The following is a 21565-nucleotide window of genomic DNA, read 5'->3' as shown; positions in this document are numbered from 1 at the left end:
GTTATGGTTATGGAAACGAGAGTCATAGCCATAACAGAAAGCGTAAAAGCTTGAAGAATCTTTTCTCCCGTTTTTTGAAACGTTCATAAAAGCCAAATGCTTGCGACACATTTGGTAAAATAACTTTTCCACGTTTTTCAAACTCTGATTTTTTATTGATCTACGATAATAACAAATAAAGATACGAATATGGAATTACGTACAGACTATTCCGATGTTCATTTCCAGGACAATGGCAAGATTAAGTTACTCATCATTGTTGGTACACGGCCGGAGATTATCCGTCTCGCAGCAGTTATCAACAAGTGTCGTAAGTATTTTGATGTAATTCTTGCCCACACAGGTCAGAATTACGATTACAATCTCAATGGAGTATTCTTCCATGATCTCAAGCTTAAGGATCCTGAAGTTTACATGGATGCCGTGGGTGATGACCTTGGTGCAACTTGTGGCAATATTATCAACGCATCTTATAAATTGATGTTAGCAACCAAGCCTGACGCAGTTCTCGTACTTGGCGATACTAATTCTTGTCTGAGTGTAATTAGTGCGAAGCGTCTTCATATCCCGATCTTCCACATGGAAGCCGGCAACCGTTGTAAGGACGAATGTCTCCCTGAGGAGACAAATCGTCGGATCGTAGATATCATCTCCGATGTCAATATGTGCTACTCCGAGCATGCACGTCGTTACCTCGCAGAATGCGGACTCCCACGTGAACGTACATACGTCACCGGTTCCCCTATGGCAGAGGTACTTCATGAGAACCTTGCAGAGATCGAAGCATCTGATGTACACAAGCGTCTTGGTCTCGAGAAAGGTAAGTACATCCTTCTCTCTGCCCATCGTGAAGAGAATATTGATACAGAAAAGAACTTTATATCACTCTTTACCGCTATCAACAGGATGGCGGAGAAGTACGATATGCCTATTCTCTACTCTTGCCATCCACGTTCACGTAATCGTCTGGCAGTATCAGGCTTCCAACTTGACAAACGTGTCATGCAGCAGGAGCCTCTTGGATTTCATGACTATAACTGCCTTCAGATGAATGCATACTGTGTAGTGTCTGACTCCGGTACACTCCCTGAGGAGTCAAGCTTCTTCATATCTGTAGGACATCCTTTTCCTGCCGTCTGCATCCGTACTTCTACGGAGCGTCCGGAAGCCCTTGACAAAGGTTGCTTTGTTCTCTCAGGTATTGATACCAAGGGGCTTCTCCAGTCGGTTGAGCTTGCCGTAGATCTCAATACCGATGGTAATTATGGTATCCCGGTTCTTGACTATACCGATTCAATATCTACCAAAGTGGTTAAGATTATCCAGTCTTATGTAGGTGTAGTCAACAAGATGGTTTGGCGTAAAGAAGGAATATAAAAGATGAAAGTATTGGTAACCGGAGCAAAAGGCTTTGTCGGTAAGAACCTTTGTGCTCAACTCAACAACATCAAGGATGGTAAGGTAAAGTGCTATGGCAATCTGACTATCTCTGAAGTATATGAGTATGATATAGACTCAACTCCAGAGGATTTGGATGCTTGGTGTAAGGATTGTAACTTCGTCTTCAACCTTGCCGGTGTCAACCGTCCGCAAGATCCAAAGGAGTTCATGGAAGGCAACTTCGGTTTTGCTACAGTTCTCTTGAATACTCTCAAGAAGTACAAGAACAACTGTCCTGTTATGATCAGCAGTTCTATCCAAGCTACTCTTGCAGGTCGCTTCGGTACTTCGGAATATGGCAAGAGCAAGAAGGCTGGCGAGGAGCTCATGTTCCAGTATGGCAAAGAGACTGGTGCCAAGGTATTGGTTTATCGCTTCCCGAATCTCTATGGCAAGTGGTGCCGGCCTAATTACAACTCAGCTGTAGCCACTTTCTGCAACAACATCGCCAATGATCTCCCCATCACAGTCAATGATCCATCAGTAGATATGGAACTTCTTTATATCGATGACCTTGTTGAGGAAATGATTTGCGCGTTGAAAGGCGAAGAGCATCATTGCGAGTTTAATGGCGTAGAAACAGTCTTCACTTCTGATGGTCGTTACTGTGCTGCACCTGTCACCCATCACGTAAAGTTAGGTGAGATAGTCGAACTCTTGCATCAGTTTGCGGAGATGCCAAAGACTCTGATGATTCCAGAGATTCCAGCTGGTTCATTTGCAAAGCGTCTGTGCAGCACTTATCTTAGCTATCTTCCTAAGGAGAAAGCCATCTTTGACTTCAAGATGAATGTGGATCCTCGTGGCAGTTTCACCGAACTTATTCACACTCTCAACTGTGGCCAGGTAAGTATCAATATCAGTAAGCCAGGAATCACTAAAGGTGAACATTGGCATCATACTAAGTGGGAGCAGTTCATCGTAGTAAGTGGTCATGGCTTGATTCAGCTTCGCAAGGAAGGTGCGGATGAAATCTTGAACTATGAGGTAAGTGGAGATAAGATTCAAAGTGTTATCATGCTCCCCGGCTATACCCACAATATCATAAATCTGAGTGAAACTCAGGATTTGGTTACAGTAATGTACTGTAACGAAATATTTGATCCGAATCGTTCGGATACTTTCTTTGACAAAGTAGTAAAAGAATAATAAACGATAAAATCATTATATAGTATGTCAATTTTCGCAGGTAAAACCCTCATGATAACCGGTGGTACTGGTTCCTTTGGCAATGCAGTCCTCAACCGCTTCCTTCGCACTGATATTGCTGAGATTCGTATCTTCTCTCGTGATGAAAAGAAGCAAGATGACATGCGTCACGAATATCAGGTAAAATTTCCAGAGGTTGCGCATAAAATTAAGTTCTTTATTGGTGATGTCCGCAACCTCCAGTCATGTAAGAATGCAATGCCGGGAGTCGATTACATCTTTCATGCTGCTGCCCTCAAGCAGGTACCCTCTTGTGAATTCTTCCCTATGGAGGCCGTCAAGACCAATGTCATCGGTACCGATAACGTGCTGACTGCAGCCATTGAGGCAGGTGTGGGTGCTGTTATCTGTCTCTCGACTGATAAAGCTGCATATCCTATCAACGCCATGGGGATCACCAAGGCTATTGAGGAGAAGATTGCCGTTGCAAAGAGCCGCTACTCAGGCAATACCAAGATCTGTTGTACCCGTTATGGGAATGTTATGTGTTCACGTGGTTCCGTCATTCCTTTGTGGATTGACCAGATCCACAAAGGTAATCCTATTACTCTTACCGAACCAAAGATGACTCGTTTCATCATGTCCCTCGAGGAAGCAGTCGACCTCGTCCTCTTCGCTTTCGAGCACGGTCAGAATGGTGACATCCTTGTACAGAAGGCTCCTGCTTGTACCATTCGAACTCAGGCAGAGGCTGTTTGCGAACTCTTTGGTGGTAAGAAAGAAGACATCAAAGTCATTGGTATCCGTCATGGCGAGAAGATGTATGAGACACTTCTCACTAACGAGGAATGTGCCAAGGCTGAAGATATGGGCGACTTCTATCGAGTTCCTGCTGACAATCGCGGATTGAATTACGACAAATTCTTTAAGGAAGGAGAGATTGAACGCAATGTTCTCACTGAGTTCAACAGTAACAACACCCGCATGTTGACTGTTGAGGAAACAAAGACCAAAATCGCTGCTCTTGAGTACATTCAGAAAGAGTTGAGTGGCGAAGATAATTTTGTACAGTAAGAAATGAGTTGCGATAATACTCATAATAAGGCCGTTAGGTAGATACTGCCGTCTCGTTTTGCAACTTTTCAAAACGAAAGTCTCTTGGACTGCTTTTACACAACTGGTAGTACAGGTATTCTTTGAGGAAGTGGTTCAACACCACCTACCAGTACGAAAATTAGTAAAATAATGAATATTTTTTTTCAGATATCCAAATGGTATTTTTCTAAAAAGGCATTGCCTTATTGGGGAATCCTTCTGCTTGATTCTATTAATGTGATGGTAGCCGGATATGCAGCTACATACATTACTATGGGTGGGTTCACCTTTGCCCAATCGTTTTGGCCACTGACATTAGGACTACTTATATTTACTGTTCTTTATGTGGTTGCTTTCAGGTGTTTCCATACTTATACAGGTATCGTACGCTTTTCGTCTTTTGTTGACCTACAGCATGTAGCGCTTGCTACTGTTACGGGTTTGGGATTGGTAGCTCTTGCTTCATTTGGTTTAGGAAAAGTGGGTATAGAATCTATCATCATGCCCAATATGGTGGCATGTGTCCTTATGTGTGCACTCTCCACCCTTCTGCTTTGGATTGAGCGTGTGTTTGTGAAGCGACTATATGATGCATTCCGTGATGATGATAACACTAAGAAGGTTTTTATCTATGGTGTGCAGGCAGGTGGCGTAAGTCTTGCAAAGAGCATCCAAAACCAAAATCCTTTACAGTATAAGGTGGTGGGTTTTGTTACACCGGACGAAGACTTATACTCTAAATACCTCATGGGAGTCCTCGTGCGTCACGACAGTCCTCGTCTGGTAGGTCATATGCGGGAGAAGGGAGCAGAGATCCTTATTGTCAGCCCCTTGCAGGTAGATCACTTCAGTCATCGTCAGGAACTGATCAACGATCTTCTTGCACACAACATCAAGATTATGATGCTTCCTCCAGCTGAAGAGTGGGACGGTAAGTCCGATTTGTCCCATCATAATCTCCGCGAGGTGGAAATTGAAGATCTCCTGCCTCGCGAGAAAATAGAGGTCGATATGGATGCAATTGGCGCAATGTTTAATGGGAAGCGTGTGCTTATCACTGGTGCAGCAGGTAGTATTGGTTCTGAGATGGTTCGTCAGGTGGCTCCTTACAAACCGGCTGAAATGATTTTGGTAGATCAGGCTGAGACCCCTATGCACGATATCCGTCTGATGATGGCACGCCAATTCTCGGATGTTAGGAGTGAAACTGTTGTTGCCAGCATTACTGACAAGGTGTACATGGAGAAGCTTTTTTCCGAGTATCGTCCAGAATATGTCTTCCATGCTGCGGCTTACAAGCATGTTCCAATGATGGAGGATAATCCTGCACAGGCAGTCCGTAACAATGTGAACGGTACGTGTGTGATTGCTGATTTAGCTGTTAAGTACGGCACAAAGAAGTTTGTGATGATCTCTACTGATAAGGCGGTCAATCCAACCAATGTGATGGGGTGTAGCAAGCGCATTTGTGAAATCTACTGTCAGGCTCTTAATAAAGCCATTGTGGAGGGCAAAGTGAAAGGTAATACTCAATTCGTTACAACACGCTTCGGTAATGTTCTTGGTTCAAATGGTTCTGTAATCCCTCTCTTCCGTGAGCAGATAAAGAAAGGTGGTCCGCTTACTGTTACCCATCCTGATATTATCCGCTTCTTCATGCTTATTTCAGAGGCATGTAAGTTGGTACTTGAGGCAGGAACCATGGGTAAAGGAGGCGAGATTTTTGTTTTCGATATGGGTGAACCTGTTAAGATTGTGGATCTGGCAAAACGCATGATTGCCCTTTCCGGTGTCAAAGGCATTGATATCAAGTTTATCGGCCTTCGTGATGGCGAGAAACTCTATGAAGAGGTACTCAACGATGCTGAGGGCACAAAGCCTACCCATCATCCAAAGATTATGATAGCTAATGTGCGTGAGAACGACTATGAAGTTGCAAAACGAAATGAGGACGAACTCTTTGAACTCTCTTTCTCTCACGATGATATGGCTATTGTCAAGAAAATGAAGGAGATAGTACCAGAGTTCAAAAGTAAACAAAGTAAGTACGAAGTTTTGGATAAATTGATGAATTAGATCTACTAACGTATATGAAAGTATCTATTATAACTATTTCATATAAGAATGCAGTCGGTCTTGAGAAGACAATTAAGAGCATTCAAAATCAGACATATCCAGCAATCGAGCATATCGTTATTGACGGAGGTTCAGAAGATGGATCTAAAGAAATTATCGAACAATATTCAGACAAGATTGCCTATTGGGTTTCTGAGACTGATAAGGGCATATACAATGCAATGAATAAGGGGGTTGATCATGCAACTGGCGAATATTGTTTATTTATCAATTCTGGCGACTGTCTTTATTCGCCAACTGCATTGGCGAATGTGATGGCTGAACAGCCTATTGCAGATCTTGCTATTGCCAATATTATTACTGATGATGATATCAAATCATTATATTGTCCACCTGAGGAGGTTACATGTTCATACATGCTTTCAACAAGTTTACCACACCCATCTACACTAATTAAAACGGACTTAATGAAACGCCTGCGTTATGATGAGTCATACAACATTATTTCAGATTGGGCTTTTATGTTTCGTGCTTTAATACATGAGAGCTGTACTTACCAGCATATTGATAAGTTGTTGTCCGTTTTTTATTCTGGTGGCATATCTGGAGCCCAGAAAGAGAAAGAACTATCGGAACGTAAGGATTTTATTTATAAGTCTATGCCAAAACGAGTAGCGGATGAATTATTTGATGGTTATTCTTCATACTTTATTTGGGTAAAAAGCACGAAGAGTCGGGAGCAATCTTTGATAAAATTCATTATTCGCACAATACAGTGGTTTAACAGGAAACATTTTTAAATGGCGAAAGTATAATCGTCTACTTGAATACTACCAACAAAACCTCAATTGGGGAGCAGGGGCGAGAATTTTCAAAAAAATAATGGATGCTTTTCAGGAGTAACAGATGTCGGAATCATTAAAAAAAAATGTATTAACTGGAGTAATATGGCAGTATGTCCAAAAGTTAGGAACTCAAGCTGTACAGTTTATAGTCTCTATTATTCTTGCAAGATTGTTATGTCCTGAAGATTTTGGAACTATTGCTCTATTGGGGGTTTTTATTTCATTGTCAAATCTTCTTATAGACAGTGGTTTTGGAAATGCTCTAATTCAACGGAAGAACATTGATGATATTGATTGCAGTTCTGTGTTTTATTTAAATATAGGGGTTAGTCTAATTATTTATTTGATAGTCTTCCTTTGTGCTCCATTTGTGGCTTCATTCTACAAGATACCACAATTGACTATATTACTTCGAGTGTTGTCGCTCCAGATTATATTTATGGCATTTGGTTGTGTACAGCAGTCAATGCTGGTGCGGGAAATGAAGTTTAATTTGAACTTCTATATCAATATCACAGGAGCTATTTGTTCATCAATTACTGGTGTTTGTATGGCCTACACTGGTTTTGGTGTGTGGAGTATAGTATCATCTCAGTTGGTTGGACGGTTTTGCAGTCTTATAGGACTTTGGTTGTTGGTAGGTTGGAGACCCAAAGTACAGTTCTCTTTTATTCGTATTAGAGAACTTTTCAGTTATGGCTCAAAAATCCTAGTCGGTTCCATTATTATTGTTTTATACAATAATCTTTATAATATTGTGATAGGAAAACGCTATACTGCGGCGGATCTGGGTTATTATAATCGAGGCCAATTGTTACCTAATACAATAATTGATGCTGCAGCCAATTCGGTTAATGGAGTTTTGTTTCCGGCACTATCGTCTTTGCAAAATGACAAGGAACGACATAAGATGGTTATTAGACGATCAGAACGCATGATTTCTTTTGTTGTGTTCTTTCTTGCTGCAATGATGTTTGCTTTAGCTCCAAATGTTATAAGTCTGTTATTAGGAGAAAAGTGGTTACCTGCAGTACCTTTTATGCGCATTGTTTGTATAACATTAAGTATATCTCCTATTAGTGTTTTGAATCAATCAATACAAACAACTCTTGGACATAGTGATCTGTTTTTAAAAACGACAATGTGGTCAAATATAGTTGCCATAGTTTTAATTTTTACAGGTTCGTTAGTCAACCTCTATGTAATGGTCACGGCAGGTTCTTTTGCTGCTATTTCTACTCTCATAATAACGGGTAGTTACAATAATAGGCTAATTGGATATTCTGCAAGAGAGCACATTAGTGATATTGCGCCTGCAATTATTTTATCTTCAGTTACAGCAGTTGTTGTATACCTTGTAACATTGTCAGGTATAAATAATGTTCTTACTATTATTATAGGTGGCATGATAGGAATGTGTACATATTCAATATTAGCATATATCTTGAAGTTTGAGGCAATGCTATTCATAGTTGAAAATGCAAAAGCAATTTATAAGAACAAATTAATGAAATGAGAGTTCTTCAAATAAATACAACATATAATATAGGTAGTACAGGCCGTATTATGGCTGGTATTGATAAAATACTTATCGATGCCGGTATAGAATCCTATTGTGCCTTTGGCCATGGAAATCAAGTAAATGACCATCATTACAGGATTATCAATTCTTTGGGTTCTAAAATACATAATGTATGTTCACGACTAACGGATAGCCAAGGGTTACATTCTACAAACAAAACACGCAAGTTCTTGCGTTGGGTGGAATCTGTTCAGCCGGAAGTTGTGCATCTTCACAATCTTCATGGTAATTATCTAAACTATCAATTGTTGTTTGAATATCTTAAAACGAGTGAGTGTAAAGTTGTATGGACATTGCACGACTGCTGGCCATTTACAGGCCATTGTGCATATTTTGATATGGCTGGATGCAATAAATGGAAGTCAGGATGTTACAATTGCCCCCAGACTAAGTGCTATCCTTCTGCCCTTATTGACCAAAGTAAGCGAAACTTTAATCTGCGAAAGCGGTTATTTTCTGAAATAGGTAATCGATTGACTATGGTTCCTGTGTCTAATTGGCTTGCTGGTTTACTTAGAGAATCTTTCTTCTGTAATGTTAGTATTAAAACAATACATAATGGAATAAATCTTGATAATTTTAGAAGGCATTCTTTGTCATCAGATAATCCATATATTCTTGGTGTAGCAGCCCAATGGGGTGAACGTAAGGGATTAAGAGATTTCATTAAATTGCGTGATATATTAGACTCATCTATTGGAATTACCTTGGTTGGTTTAACAAAATCGCAAATACAAGGTTTGCCATCTGGCATATTAGGTATAGAACGTACTGAAAGCATCGATGCATTAGCCAAGTTGTATAGTGGAGCTATTGCCTATGTTAATATGACGTACGAAGATAATTACCCTACTGTTAATTTGGAGGCAGAAGCATGCGGAACTCCAGTTGTTACGTATCGCACAGGTGGAAGTCCGGAGTCAGTACCCGTGAATATGGGAATTATTGTTGAACAAGGAGATGTACAGGGGGTAAATGATGCCATTAGAGATATTTTGAGATCACCTGAACTATTTGATGCGAATCACATTATTGAACGTTCTAAAGAGTTACATAATGAGAATGCTTGTTTTTTGTCTTATCTGAAATTGTACACTAAAGTATGGGAATGACGCCTTATTATATTATGCTACTTTTTATTTTGGCATGTGTTTTTACATATAGAGATAATATGCCAGATAAAAATAAAAATCGACTTTTGATAATCTCTCTGCTTCCTATGTTTTGTTTATTGGCTTTTAAGTCGGAGACTATGGGAGCAGATACTTCTACTTATTCAAGGATGTTTGTAGAAGCGGGTGATAACTTGAATTTTGAAAGTAGAATTGAGTTAGGTTATCAGTATACAGTTATTTTGTTAAATCGTTTTTTCGGATCATCACAGTCACTTTATATTTTTTCTGCTTTAGTTATTTGCAGTTCTCTTTATATTTTTATAAAGAGAACTGCAAATAACTATCCTTTGGCTTTATACTTTTTTGCGACAATGGGTTTCTTTCAGTTTTCCATGTCGGGTATTAGGCAGGCACTATCTATTGCTATCATACTCTTTTCGTTTCCTTTTATCCAGAAAAAAAGAAGACTATACTTTTTGGCCATAATTGCATTCGCATTTCTATTTCATAAATCAGCTTTTTTTTTCATTCCAATGTATTGGATAATGAATATGCAAGTGAATAAGAAAAATTTGACTTACATGGTATTGGGTATGGTTAGTGTATATTTCCTAGCAGAACCATTTATGCTAACAGCTGCTGATATGCTTAATTACGATTACGGAATAGAGAGTACGGGCAATGGGTATATCTTTATGTTCATTGTTCTTTTGATTACAATCCTTTGTTATAGGAATAGAGATGTACTTATGGATATAAAAAAAACGAACTCATATCTTATTAATGCTAATTATGCATCTTTAGTTTTGTGGATCATTAGACTTATAAGTAGAACAGCGGAGAGATTGTCACTATTTTTTATGCCATATACGTACGTGGCTTTAGAACAGTATTTGAGCTCAAGACCAGCTAATAATAAGAAGCTCTATATTATGATAGCTGTACTTATTGCTGGCTATCTTTTTGTTCATCGTATGGCTCCATCTGAAGATTTTAATAATTTTACATTCTACTGGCAGCAATGACTATAGTTTTTGTTTCTAATTTCTTTAATCATCATGAGAAGTTCTTTTGTGATGAGTTGAATAAGATGGGTGGTGTTGAATTTCATTTCATCCAGACAGTCCAGATGAATGAGGAGCGCGTTAAACTTGGTTGGGGTATCGATATAACAACCATTCCATATTGTATTTGTTCATACGGCTATAATGGCGAGCACGAAAATGCGTTGAAACTCTGTGAAGAAGCTGATGTGGTTATTCTTGGAAGTGCTCCATACGAGTTTATTGCAGAAAGAGTAAAGCAGAATAGGTTGACTTTCTTCTATGCTGAACGTCTATTTCGCAATGGTCTATGGCATATGTTCTATCCACCAACTTTCTTTACTGTACTAAAGCGCTTTATACTTCCTGGTCGAAAAAGTAATTTTTATCTACTTTGTGCTAGTGGTTATACGGCAATAGATACTGCAAATATCTTTGCTTTTAATAATCACCGATTCAAATGGGGACATTTCATCGAGGTAGCGTATCCTGAAGGGCGTAAACAGAAAGTAGATGATGGTAGGCTACATCTTCTTTGGGCTGGTCGCTTCCTGGAATTAAAACACCCTGATTATCCAATACGTATTGCAAATACTCTTAAACAAAAGAATATCTCTTTTGTATTGGACATTATTGGATCCGGAGAACAGGAAGTAAATATGCGCAAACTGATTTCTGACTTCAAGTTGGAAGATCATGTAGTAATACATGGTACTATGAGGCCAACCGAAGTACGGCAGTATATGGAGAAAGCTGATATCTATATGTTCACTTCTGATTTTAATGAGGGTTGGGGTGCTGTTCTTGGCGAATCTATGGTATCAGGATGTGCTGTGGTTACTAGTCATGGGATAGGTGCTACACCATTCCTTGTTCAGCATGACGTGAATGGTTTAGTGTACGAAACTGCCAACTACGGATCATTTGAACGAAATGTATTGAAGTTGATAAATTCAAAGGAATTGCGTACACGTCTTTCAAAAAGAGCTATTGAAACGATGTTGAAAATATGGAATCCAAAGGTAGGCGCAGAAAGATTCTACTCGCTTGCTGAAAATATTCTTACTCATGGCGTACCGATCTTTTATGATCAGGGGCCTATTAGCAAGGCGGAAGTTTTACATAATAATTGGTTTAAAGATGATACAATCTAAAAAAGAATATCTATATTATCTCGAATGTGACAAAATAGCCATGCGTAGGACGAGAAAACATCCTGCGTACAAACATGATATTATCTGGACTTTTGAGCGACTTCTCCGAAAATGCGAGTATTATGAGAACTGCAAGCATGATATCTTCAGCAAGTTCTATGGAAAGTTTTTGAAACTGCAATATGTAAATCTAAGTCACAAGCTTGGTTTCTCCATTGGTTTTAATACATGTGGTCCTGGTCTTTGCATTGAGCATTATGGTAATGTGGTAATCAATCAGCATGCAAAGATTGGTTGTAACTGTCACATTATTGGTAGCATGGTTATTGGTGCCACTGAAGATGATAAGTTTCCTATAATTGGGAACAATGTATTTATTGGCTTTGGTGCTGCCATCATCGGTAATGTTACCATTGCAGATGGTGTCGCAATAGGCGCCAATGCTGTAGTGTCAAAAGATATTCTTACCCCTAATGTTTCTGTCGGTGGAGTCCCTGCAAAGGTGATCTCACAAAGAGGCTCAGAGGGTTATTTAATTAAAGCAACAGAAATAGTAGTTAAATGAACGAGATTAAGAAACTTTTGAAACCATTATATCATTGGTTCGTACGTTTATCCAAGTGGAAACGAAGAATAGGTTTAAAGTGTACTGACTTTACAATAATCAGTAATAATTGTACTGGTGGTTATATATATCAATATTTTGGCATACCTTACAAGACGCCTACAGAAGGCTTGTATTTTACAACAGAGGATTATCTAAAGTTGCTTGAACGTCCTGAGTATTATTTCAAACACGAAGTAAAACTTGTCGATTCGCAGCGATCTACTCTTGCTAAAATGGGGGGAGACATCTGCTATCCTGTAGGTCTTATAGATGATGTTGAGGTTTATTTTATGCATTACCCCGACCCTGAGGAGGCGTTAAGCAAGTGGTATAGACGTGCTTCTCGTATGAATTTTAAGAAACTTTTCTTCCTGCTTACTGAAACAGAATTAACAACAGAAGATCATATTAAGAGATTTAGTAATTTGATCGGTGGTAAATTGTTGAATGATAGTGTAATAATGGGTATTTGTATGATGCGGAAAGACAGAAACTTAGACCATACGCTTTATGTGCCTGATATACCTAAAGACGAAACTAATGGTAATGCTGCATGGCGCCCAGAGATAATCATCAATAGCGTAAACTGGAAGAAAATCTTCAATGAATTATGAACGATCCTTTAATTTCGGTTATTGTTGCAATATATAATGTGGAGCAGTATCTCCCTAAGTGTATAGAAAGTATTCTTAACCAGACATATAAGAATCTTGAGCTTATCCTCGTAATAGACGGCTCACCTGATAATTCTTTGACTATTTGCAATGCCTATGCTACACGTGACAAAAGAGTAATTGTAGTGGAAAAGGAGAATGGTGGTCAGGCTACAGCTCGCAACAAAGCCTTGGATATAGCTAAGGGCGAGTACATCGGCTTTATAGATGGTGATGATTGGATAGAAACAAATATGTATCAGGACTTGTACGACACTATGGTAAATGGGGCTGCTGATATGGTACAATGTGGTTGGTATAAGGTAGAACCATCAGGCGTAAAAGAATGTCCTTATCCAGAATGTTTTAAAGAAATCTATACATCGGATGAAGGACTTGACGAACTGATTTCTTCACAAGGAGGTCACTTGAATACAAGTGTATGCTGTAAGTTGTTTAAGAGTGAAGTAGCTCAACATTTCCGTTTCTCTCCAGTACGTGCATACGAGGATGATGAATATATATTCAAGACAGTATCCTTTGCTAAGAAAATTATCTGTATTAATACACCATTGTATGACTATTTGAATCGTGAGAACAGCACTATGACCTCAAAATTCAACATGAATAAGATTGCATTGGTCACAATCCAGAAGAATATTTGTGAACTGTTAAAAACTAGATATCCTAAACGTTTTCGAGAGGTACAGAAAACATTATGCTCTAAGCAATTCTTTATTCTAAGTTGTTTACTTAACAATCCACAATTAAAAGGAGCCAAAGAAGAAGCATATAAGCTCAAGTCAAGTATCATTTCTTCTTATGGCGAATATATGCAAAATCCCAATATGGGCTTGAATAAAGTAATGCTAATACTTATGAAATATACGCCTCAGATTGTGTGGAGTAAGATTTTAAAAATGAAATTCGCATAAAAGGTGGATATCTTGATAATATCCGATGCCTCTGGAGTGATGGCAAAAGTTCTAGTAATACTTTTTCTATTCTAGGAAGATTCTACCTCAGAATGAAAACAGCTCTACTTATTACTACGTTTCTTCTTTCAATTTACTTAGGAATATATTTATAGTTTGGAGCATAGGTAATGTATTGGTGGTTACTTAACTGACCAAAGGGTCATCGACTCATGCGTCTTTAGTGGTGTTACAACTGCACTCTCAATTGATACTATTCGTAAGGGTGTTGTTGGTGGTGTTCGTTTTAATGATGTATACAGGGAATCGGAGTATTGCATTGCTCGTACAAGTAGATGGTCTGCGGAAATTCTGCAGTTTTAAATACATTCAGCCTAATAAGTTTGGTATTCAGAAATATATTAAAAAATATAAAAGAGAATACTCGTATTATTTGTAAGCGTCCAAAATAACGTATTGTTCAAAATTATAATAAAACGACTCTCGCTGCTGTAATCAAAATATAAAAAACATTTGTGTATCAACAGTGATTTGGTAGTAGGATACCCAGTGTGCGTCCGTTACATACCATACATTGACATCAACCTGTCGCATGAATGGGATACTAGCACTTGACTACCTAAAGAAATTTTCCGGGAGACTGTTAAGAGGTGAAAGGACTATGAAAATCTTCTGCCAATGACTATCGGAATTAATACTAACAATATTAAAGAACAACGCCAATTCTTGATTAATTTAAGAGGAAACCACCATTTGGTGGGTTCCCCTATATCATACGTCAAAATTGGGCACTTACCAAACCCCTATCTCAAATCATTAGATGAGAAATTCAAAACAGTTTCTAATAATTTGAAAAATTGATATAATGGCAATAGATTTAATGTATATAACCAATCGCCCTGAGATTGCTCGGATTGCAGAAAAAGCTGACGTTGATAGGATTTTTATTGATATGGAATATATTGGTAAGGGACTGAGACAGGGTGGTATGGATACTGTTCAGAATCATCATACAATAGATGATATTCGAACAATTAGAAAATGTGTGACTAAGTCAAAGATCCAAGTTCGTATTAACCCTATTCATGAGGCTATATATGATTATTTCGATACCGAAGATGAAGTGCATGCAGCTGTTGATGCTGGTGCTGATGTGTTGATGTTGCCTATGTATAGGACGGTAGCAGACGTAGAACGCTTTGTGAAAGCTGTGAATGGTAAGGCAACGACTTTGTTGTTGGCTGAAACAATAGAAGCAGCTGACATAATGCAGGAGGTTGTTAAGATAACGGAGGTAGATGAGATACATTTAGGTTTGAATGACATGCATTTGGCTAAGGGTATGAAGTTTATGTTCGAATTGTTAGCAGATGGTACTGTGGATGAGTTGTGTAATATTATCAAACCATCAGGTAAGAAATATGGTTTTGGGGGTATAGCTCGTTTGGGTTATGGCACATTACCTGCAGAGAAAATAATCATGGATCATTATCGAATTGGTTCTACTATGGCTATTCTGTCTCGCTCGTTCTGTAATGTTGATAAAATAGAACACATTGATGAAATCCGGGATATATTTACCTGTGAAGTGGCTCGTATACGAGAGGCAGAGAAAGAGTACGCTAAGTTTTCGATGGAAGATTTTGATGCAAACCATCAAGCAGTTATAAAGTTGGTTAATCAGATAAAATCTACATTGTAGGTATGGAGAAGAAAATTAAAATATGTGCTTTGACCACCATATCCAAAACTATGGATTGGTTCATTGTGGATAGTATGCGCAATTTTGCAAAGAATGGATACGAGGTAACTCTTGTTTGTAATATGGAAGACGGGTTTGTTGAGCGAAATCAAGATTATGCCAAATGTATCAATCTGCCGATGCGTAGAGGTGTAAGTTTAGGTGATCTTATTAAGATGCCTTGGAGGTTGTATAAGCTATTCAAACGCGAAAAATATGATGTAATTTACTATACAACTCCCAATGTGTCATTGTATGCATCTATTGCAGGTTGGTTAGCCAATATAAAGTGCCGTTTCTATAATCAATGTGGTTTACGTTATGTCTCTTTTGAAGGGAAAAAGAGAACTATCTTCAAGATAATTGAGAAATTTACGTGTAAGTTATCGACAACGGTAAGAGAGCAAAGCCCGATGAATATGCAATTCGTTATTGATGAAGGCTTGTGTCCTGCAGAGAAAATATCTGTTGTGGGCATTGGGGGGACGACTGGCGTATCACTCCAGCAGGTAGACAGTTTTGATAAAGTGGAAGCCAAGAAGTTTTTGCGAGATAGATATGGTATTCCTCAGAATGGTTTCTTGTTTGGATATGTGGGGCGAGTAAATGCGGATAAGGGGATTAACGAACTTATTGTCGCTTTTTGTGAATTACAAAAGAAGTATGATGACATATATCTTGTTTTAGTGGGCATGGTAGATGATACTAATCCTATTAGGTTTGAGAATATGCAAATTGTGAAGGAGAACAGTCACATATTTCTTACGGGTAATGTACCACCTTCTGAAGTATATCCACATATGTCGATGTTTGATGCATTAACACATCCAACCTATCGAGAAGGATTTGGAAAAGTGCTTCAGGAGGCGATGGGTGTGAAATTACCAATTATTACGACAAATGTTCCTGGCCCATCAGAAGTTGTTGAGAATGGCGTATCTGGTATTCTTGTGAAAGACCACGATGCCGAAGACCTTGCTGAGAAGATGGAGTTAATATATAATAATAAGGAAATTCGTGAAGCGTTGGCTGCTGCGGGTAGAATACGGGCTGAAATGTATTTCGACCGGCCTATTATGCTTAAAAATATTTTAGAAGACATGAATAAAACTCTTAACGTAAAATAAGTATATGGAAGAATTTAAACTACCCAAGGTACTTGCTATTTCGATAAGCACATGGCACAAAGATAGTGGTATTCATACTCAGACGGATTTGTTTAAGTATTGGGATCCTAATCGGGTAGCCCATATTTATACCCGCTCGAATTATCCTGACACACCTGTCTGTAATAAGTTCTTTCAGATTGCAGAGAATGGTATTATTCGTAGTGTATTGAATAGGAAACCAGTAGGTAAAGAGGTTTTCAATGGCCAGAAAGCAGAGAATGCTGCAGATGATAAAGCGATTCAGAGTGAAAGAAAACTGTACGATTATGCTCATAAGGAGAAAAACTGGTTTCTGACATGTGTTCGTGAGTTGGTATGGAAATTAGGTAATTGGAAGACAAAGGCTCTTTTGGATTATGTAAAGGAGGTAAATCCTGATGTGTATTTCATTCCAATCTATGGTGTGGCATATATGGCTTGGTTACAGTTATATGTCATTAAGAAATTTCCTCGTCCTTATGTTTGTTTTATAACAGATGATAACTATTCATATATGGCTTGTGGGAAGAACCCATGGGCATGGTTACATAGATATATTTTGAGAAAGGGTGTTAAAAAATTGGCCGAAAATTGTAATGAGATCTTTGTAATAACAAAGACGGAAGCAAAAGATACGGATGACAATTTTGGGACCAAGAGTGTTGTCTTGACTAAGGGTATTGATTATTCAAAGTTGAAATTTGACGATAGAAAGCCTCATACTCCTATAAAAATGGTTTATACAGGTAACCTGCTTATTGGTAGAGCTGCTTCGTTGATTGAAATATCTAAGGCTTTGGCTAATATAAACAAGGATGGAGTGAAAGTGACTTTTGATATTTATACACCTACCATATTGGATGACGAGATAACGAAGATCCTCAATGCCAATGGTTGTACAAAACATGCTCCAGTACCTAAAGAACAAGTAGTACAGATACAAAAGGATGCGGACATTGTAGTATTCGTAGAGTCTTTGGAGAAGGAGCATCGATATGATGCTCGTTTGTCATTTTCAACAAAACTGACTGACTACTTTGCAAGTGGTAAGTGTATTTTTGCTATTGGTGACAAAATTATTGCTCCTATCCAGTATTTGGAAGAATATGACTGTGCCATTGTTTCTACTGATTATAGGCAGATTGAGGGGCAGTTGAGGCAGTTAATTGACAGTCCAGACATGATTGTAGAATATGGTAGAAAGGCTTTTGAGACAGGGCGGATGAATCATGAGGAAACTAAGGTAAGGAAAACATTTGTAGAAACGTTATGTAAAGCTGCAAAAAATAAGAGGTAATGAAGATAAAGTATTTTGAAGAGAAAAATACGATTATTAGTGAATTGAAAGCCGTTGGCGTATCGGAGGAACAAGCGGAGGTTGTGGCAGACTGTTTTGTTACTGCTGATGAGTATGGGGTTACTTCCCATGGCATTAATGTGTTACAGGCACATGTAGATAAGGTGAAGAGAGGCGGATATAATCTGAATCCATCATTAAAGATTGTTCGACAGTCACCAGCCTTTGCAGTAGTAGATGGTGATAATGGTTTTGGACCTGTAAGTGCAGATTATTGCATGAACCTTGCTGTGGAACGTGCTAAAAAGGTGGGCGTGTTTCAGGTATTCAGTAAGAACAACAATACCGTAGGACCAGCTTTCTATTATCCGTTGAAGGCGGCAGAGCAAGGGTGTATAGGTATCTTGTTTTCGAATAGTCCTGCACAGATGGCTCCATTTGGAGGTAAGGAGAAGCTGTTAGGTACAAATCCGTTCTCGGCGGTTATTCCCGTTCCAGGGTATGATCCTATAATAGTGGATATGGCGACTAGTGTGGTGGCTAAGAGTAAGTTTAAGCAGTACAAAGAAGCTGGCAAAAGGTTGCCAGATGGGTGGGCATTGGATGAGGATGGTAAGCCTACCAATGATCCTGATGAAGGAATGAAAGGATTGGTATTGCCAATGGCTGGTTTTAAAGGTTATAGCATTGCTATGTTGATAGATTTGATTTCTGGGCTTGTATCCGGTGCGGCTTATCTGAATAATGTGGGTAGGTTCTATTCTGTCGATAATAAAAGAATGAATGTGGGTTTTTGTTGTATAGCCATAGATCCAAAAGTTGTTTTGGGCGAGGAGTATGCATCGGCTATTGCAGAATATGTTGCCACTGTGCGTAATTCAAAACGTAGTGGTGAAGGACCTGTCTGCGTGCCAGGAGACGATCGGCTCACATTCTATAAGAATAATATGTAATATCATGTCTTGTAACTATATAGTAGAGTAGTTTTTCGTATTAGTTTGTACAAGGTATTTGAGATGTGGATTTTTTCAAAATCAAAGCTGGTTGATTCGTGATCATTCAGTTGATCAAGTATTTTTATGGTAATTGTATTTGAGCGTTTTGACAGGTAGGCACTCGATCGCTTTTTAGTATATTTGTATGGATATAACAGATGAAAAATCAAAGCTTCTTGTGGAATTATTACCGGGGATGATTGCGAACTTATCCGTTACAAAACGCTTGATAGTTCTATCGTAGACGGTTATTTTCCTTGTGATGGAGCACCTGAGGTTATTGATATAAGTTCTTGGAACCCATGCTTCGAGTTGCTTTTGGGCTTATCTTGCTTTCTACAAGTAGGCGCTTGATATCCCTCTCTTTCGTGAATTGGTACGTGTGATAGATGAACAGATGCAGGGTGTTTTTGCTTTTCAATATTTTAAGATGTTTTTCTCGGAGATAGTAAATGTATGTAGAGATTATGAGCATCTTTTTCCAATGACTATCGGACAGGGTAATAATAGACATTAAAAATCAACTCCTTTTTGGACTTATTTAGTGGATGATCACTTTCTGGTAGCTTTCCCCTATGTGATATGTCAAAATTGATTGCTAAAAGATAGAAGAGGGTGTACATGAGGTTCACCTGATTGGGGGCAATACAATATAGTTGAATTGCACAGGATGAAGACGTTAAAGCTGTTGTCGGGATACTCTAAGGCTCACTTCTAAGGTCGCGGGTTATACAACGAAAAGGATTTGACCAACATGGTACTTTTCTTGAATTGTGTGAAGTTGATTGGAAAGAATAGTTACTTGATAAACAATATAGAATTATGAATATATACGTTACTTATGCGATTATTTTTGTGTTGCTCCTTGTTTTTGAACTTTTGTACTTCAATATTGCCGAGAAGTTTAATATTGTCGACAAGCCGAATAAGAGGTCGAGTCATTCAACTATTGTGCTGAGAGGTGGTGGTATCATCTTTGCGCTTTCGACACTGGTTTGGATTGGCTTACAGGTTGCTCATGGCGATTGGAATGTAGTGGCTGCCTATTGGCCATTCCTTGTAGGGCTGATGTTGGTGACTGGAATGTCATTTGTGGATGATATCATTTCGCTTCCGGATAGCGTACGATTGATAGGACAGTTCTCGGCTGCTGCTTTGGTTTTCTATCAACTGGGCATGTTGAGTAGTGAGTGGTTTGGGGAATATGGCTTGTTTTTCGGGGGGCTGTTTATTCTGCTGGCTCTCATTATATATGTAGGTGCGACAAATGTCATCAACTTTATGGATGGCATCAATGGTATCACAGCTGGTTATGCGCTTGTTGTATTGGTATCACTGGCGTTAATTAATGGTAAAAACTTGTTCTTTCCTCGTTCGTTGATAGCTGTGGTTATCCTGTCGGTACTGGTGTTTTGCTTGTTCAACTTTCGGCCGAAAGGTAAAGCTAAGTGTTTTGCAGGTGATGTGGGTAGTATTGGTATCGCATTTATCATGCTCTTTCTTATTGGTAAGGTAATTATTGCTATGGGGGATTTTACATACCTCATATTTTTGTTAGTCTATGGTGTGGATGGTGTACTGACTATCTGCCATCGAATCATGTTACATGAAAATTTGGGTGAGGCACACAGAAAACATGTATATCAGTTAATGTGTAATGAATTGAAGATAGGTCATGTTAAGGTAAGTCTGTTGTACATGTTTATACAGCTTGTTATTAGTCTGGGATTTATTTATATATGTCCTAATACCGTATGCTGTCATTGGATGTATTTGATCGGAGCCACAGTAGTTTTGGCTATTGCTTATGTGTTGTTCAAGAAGAAGTACTATCATTTGCATGAGGAGTATCTTACTTCACTTAAAAAGTAAGAAAAATTATGATTCAGCTTGCTAAAGCATTGATAAAGGATTTATTCGACAAAGTTGTTGTTTCAGATCGTAAACGTATGAACTGTTCAGATAGCACCGCTTATAAAGCAACTTTCTGGGCGTTGTTATTTTACGGAGGAGAAGCGTGTTAGGATTATTCGCAACCTACAACAAATTCTGTCATACGGAAGTGTAAAGGTTACTTTAGTTTGTTACAATTGGTACGTGATGAAATGAATGAGAACCCGTTTGATGGTAAAATTTCTATATATTCTTTACCAAGAATTTATAAGTCGTTTCAACAGTATGGCTGTGATTGAAACCATCATAAAAATAAGTAAAAAAAACATTCTCGATAATTATCTCATGATTAGTAACTTATGCACTCGAAGGTGGTTAATTGCTTTGAGGCGTTATGTAGGATGTTTACGTTAAACATTGAATTCGTTCAATGCTTTCTTCCTTACTAATAAAGATTTAGATGACGTAAGGAATGCCGGATTATTCTGATGCGAATCATAGTAATTCTGCTTAATATTATTGTTTGTTTGTGCGGTCCTCCTTATATGAAGTCAGGTGTGGCTCAATTTTAAGGAGGACCTTTTCTTGAAAATTTAGTAATTCTTTTGAATATAGTACTACATTTTTCATCTCAAGTGTAGTTGTAGCCAGATTTCCCCATTGTTAATGAGGAGAAGTCTGGCTCTTTTTATGATTCCTATTAATGTATGTGCATTTATAAATCATTAATTAATAATACATTATAACTTTTCTGGGAAAAACTGCCTTACAGCTCTTCTTTTCTTTTGCCATTTATT

General features: G+C 38.4%; 17 protein-coding genes. All 17 read left to right on the top strand.

Annotation, left to right across the window (positions count from 1 at the left end; genetic code table 11):
• The first annotated feature begins 189 nt into the window (after positions 1-189).
• The 17 genes from QVP90_RS11250 (at position 190) to QVP90_RS11170 (ending at position 20747) form a co-directional block, all read left to right on the top strand.
• Positions 190-1377: a UDP-N-acetyl glucosamine 2-epimerase gene (locus QVP90_RS11250; RefSeq protein ID WP_021936467.1), complete on the top strand. Its 1188-nt coding sequence runs from the start codon at positions 190-192 to the stop codon at positions 1375-1377.
• Positions 1378-1380: 3 nt separating this feature from the next.
• Complete coding sequence (locus QVP90_RS11245) at positions 1381-2589, top strand: polysaccharide biosynthesis C-terminal domain-containing protein (protein WP_021936466.1); 1209 nt, start codon at positions 1381-1383, stop codon at positions 2587-2589.
• A gap of 24 nt (positions 2590-2613) precedes the next feature.
• The gene (locus QVP90_RS11240) at positions 2614-3663 is read left to right on the top strand and encodes a polysaccharide biosynthesis protein (RefSeq protein WP_021936465.1); all 1050 of its coding nucleotides are present in this window, start codon (positions 2614-2616) and stop codon (positions 3661-3663) included.
• 171 nt (positions 3664-3834) lie between these two features.
• On the top strand, positions 3835-5760 hold the full coding sequence (locus QVP90_RS11235) for a polysaccharide biosynthesis protein (RefSeq protein ID WP_021936464.1): 1926 nt from the start codon (positions 3835-3837) through the stop codon (positions 5758-5760).
• 14 nt (positions 5761-5774) lie between these two features.
• The gene (locus QVP90_RS11230; protein WP_021936463.1) at positions 5775-6560 is read left to right on the top strand and encodes a glycosyltransferase family 2 protein; all 786 of its coding nucleotides are present in this window, start codon (positions 5775-5777) and stop codon (positions 6558-6560) included.
• 106 nt (positions 6561-6666) lie between these two features.
• Entirely contained in the window at positions 6667-8121 is a 1455-nt protein-coding gene (locus QVP90_RS11225) for a lipopolysaccharide biosynthesis protein (RefSeq protein WP_021936462.1), read from the top strand.
• 50 nt (positions 8122-8171) lie between these two features.
• A complete protein-coding gene (locus QVP90_RS11220; RefSeq protein ID WP_264381067.1) occupies positions 8172-9299 on the top strand; it encodes a glycosyltransferase in 1128 nt (375 codons plus the stop codon).
• A complete protein-coding gene (locus QVP90_RS11215; protein ID WP_021936460.1) occupies positions 9290-10327 on the top strand; it encodes an EpsG family protein in 1038 nt (345 codons plus the stop codon). The genes QVP90_RS11220 and QVP90_RS11215 overlap by 10 nt, the downstream gene beginning before the upstream one ends.
• Entirely contained in the window at positions 10324-11499 is a 1176-nt protein-coding gene (locus QVP90_RS11210; RefSeq protein ID WP_021936459.1) for a glycosyltransferase family 4 protein, read from the top strand. Before QVP90_RS11215 ends, QVP90_RS11210 begins: the two co-directional genes overlap by 4 nt.
• On the top strand, positions 11486-12064 hold the full coding sequence (locus QVP90_RS11205; RefSeq protein ID WP_021936458.1) for a serine O-acetyltransferase: 579 nt from the start codon (positions 11486-11488) through the stop codon (positions 12062-12064). The genes QVP90_RS11210 and QVP90_RS11205 overlap by 14 nt, the downstream gene beginning before the upstream one ends.
• Complete coding sequence (locus QVP90_RS11200) at positions 12061-12720, top strand: DUF1919 domain-containing protein (RefSeq protein ID WP_021936457.1); 660 nt, start codon at positions 12061-12063, stop codon at positions 12718-12720. Before QVP90_RS11205 ends, QVP90_RS11200 begins: the two co-directional genes overlap by 4 nt.
• Positions 12717-13694 carry a glycosyltransferase family 2 protein gene (locus tag QVP90_RS11195; protein WP_021936456.1) on the top strand — a complete coding sequence of 326 codons (978 nt, stop codon included), beginning with the start codon at positions 12717-12719 and terminating at the stop codon, positions 13692-13694. The genes QVP90_RS11200 and QVP90_RS11195 overlap by 4 nt, the downstream gene beginning before the upstream one ends.
• Positions 13695-14559: 865 nt before the next feature.
• Positions 14560-15396, top strand: a complete 837-nt coding sequence (locus tag QVP90_RS11190) for an aldolase/citrate lyase family protein (protein WP_021936455.1) — start codon at positions 14560-14562, stop codon at positions 15394-15396.
• A 2-nt stretch (positions 15397-15398) separates the two neighbouring features.
• Complete coding sequence (locus QVP90_RS11185) at positions 15399-16562, top strand: glycosyltransferase family 4 protein (protein WP_021936454.1); 1164 nt, start codon at positions 15399-15401, stop codon at positions 16560-16562.
• 4 nt (positions 16563-16566) lie between these two features.
• On the top strand, positions 16567-17880 hold the full coding sequence (locus tag QVP90_RS11180) for a hypothetical protein (protein ID WP_021936453.1): 1314 nt from the start codon (positions 16567-16569) through the stop codon (positions 17878-17880).
• Entirely contained in the window at positions 17880-18833 is a 954-nt protein-coding gene (locus QVP90_RS11175; protein ID WP_021936452.1) for an Ldh family oxidoreductase, read from the top strand. Before QVP90_RS11180 ends, QVP90_RS11175 begins: the two co-directional genes overlap by 1 nt.
• 864 nt (positions 18834-19697) lie before the next feature.
• Positions 19698-20747: an MraY family glycosyltransferase gene (locus QVP90_RS11170; RefSeq protein WP_021936451.1), complete on the top strand. Its 1050-nt coding sequence runs from the start codon at positions 19698-19700 to the stop codon at positions 20745-20747.
• Positions 20748-21565: the final 818 nt, after the last annotated feature.

This window comes from Bacteroides sp. CAG:189, from assembly GCF_000432295.1.
Classification (GTDB): Bacteria; Bacteroidota; Bacteroidia; order Bacteroidales; family Bacteroidaceae; genus Bacteroides; species Bacteroides salyersiae.
This window is presented reverse-complemented; position numbering and strand designations above follow the sequence as displayed.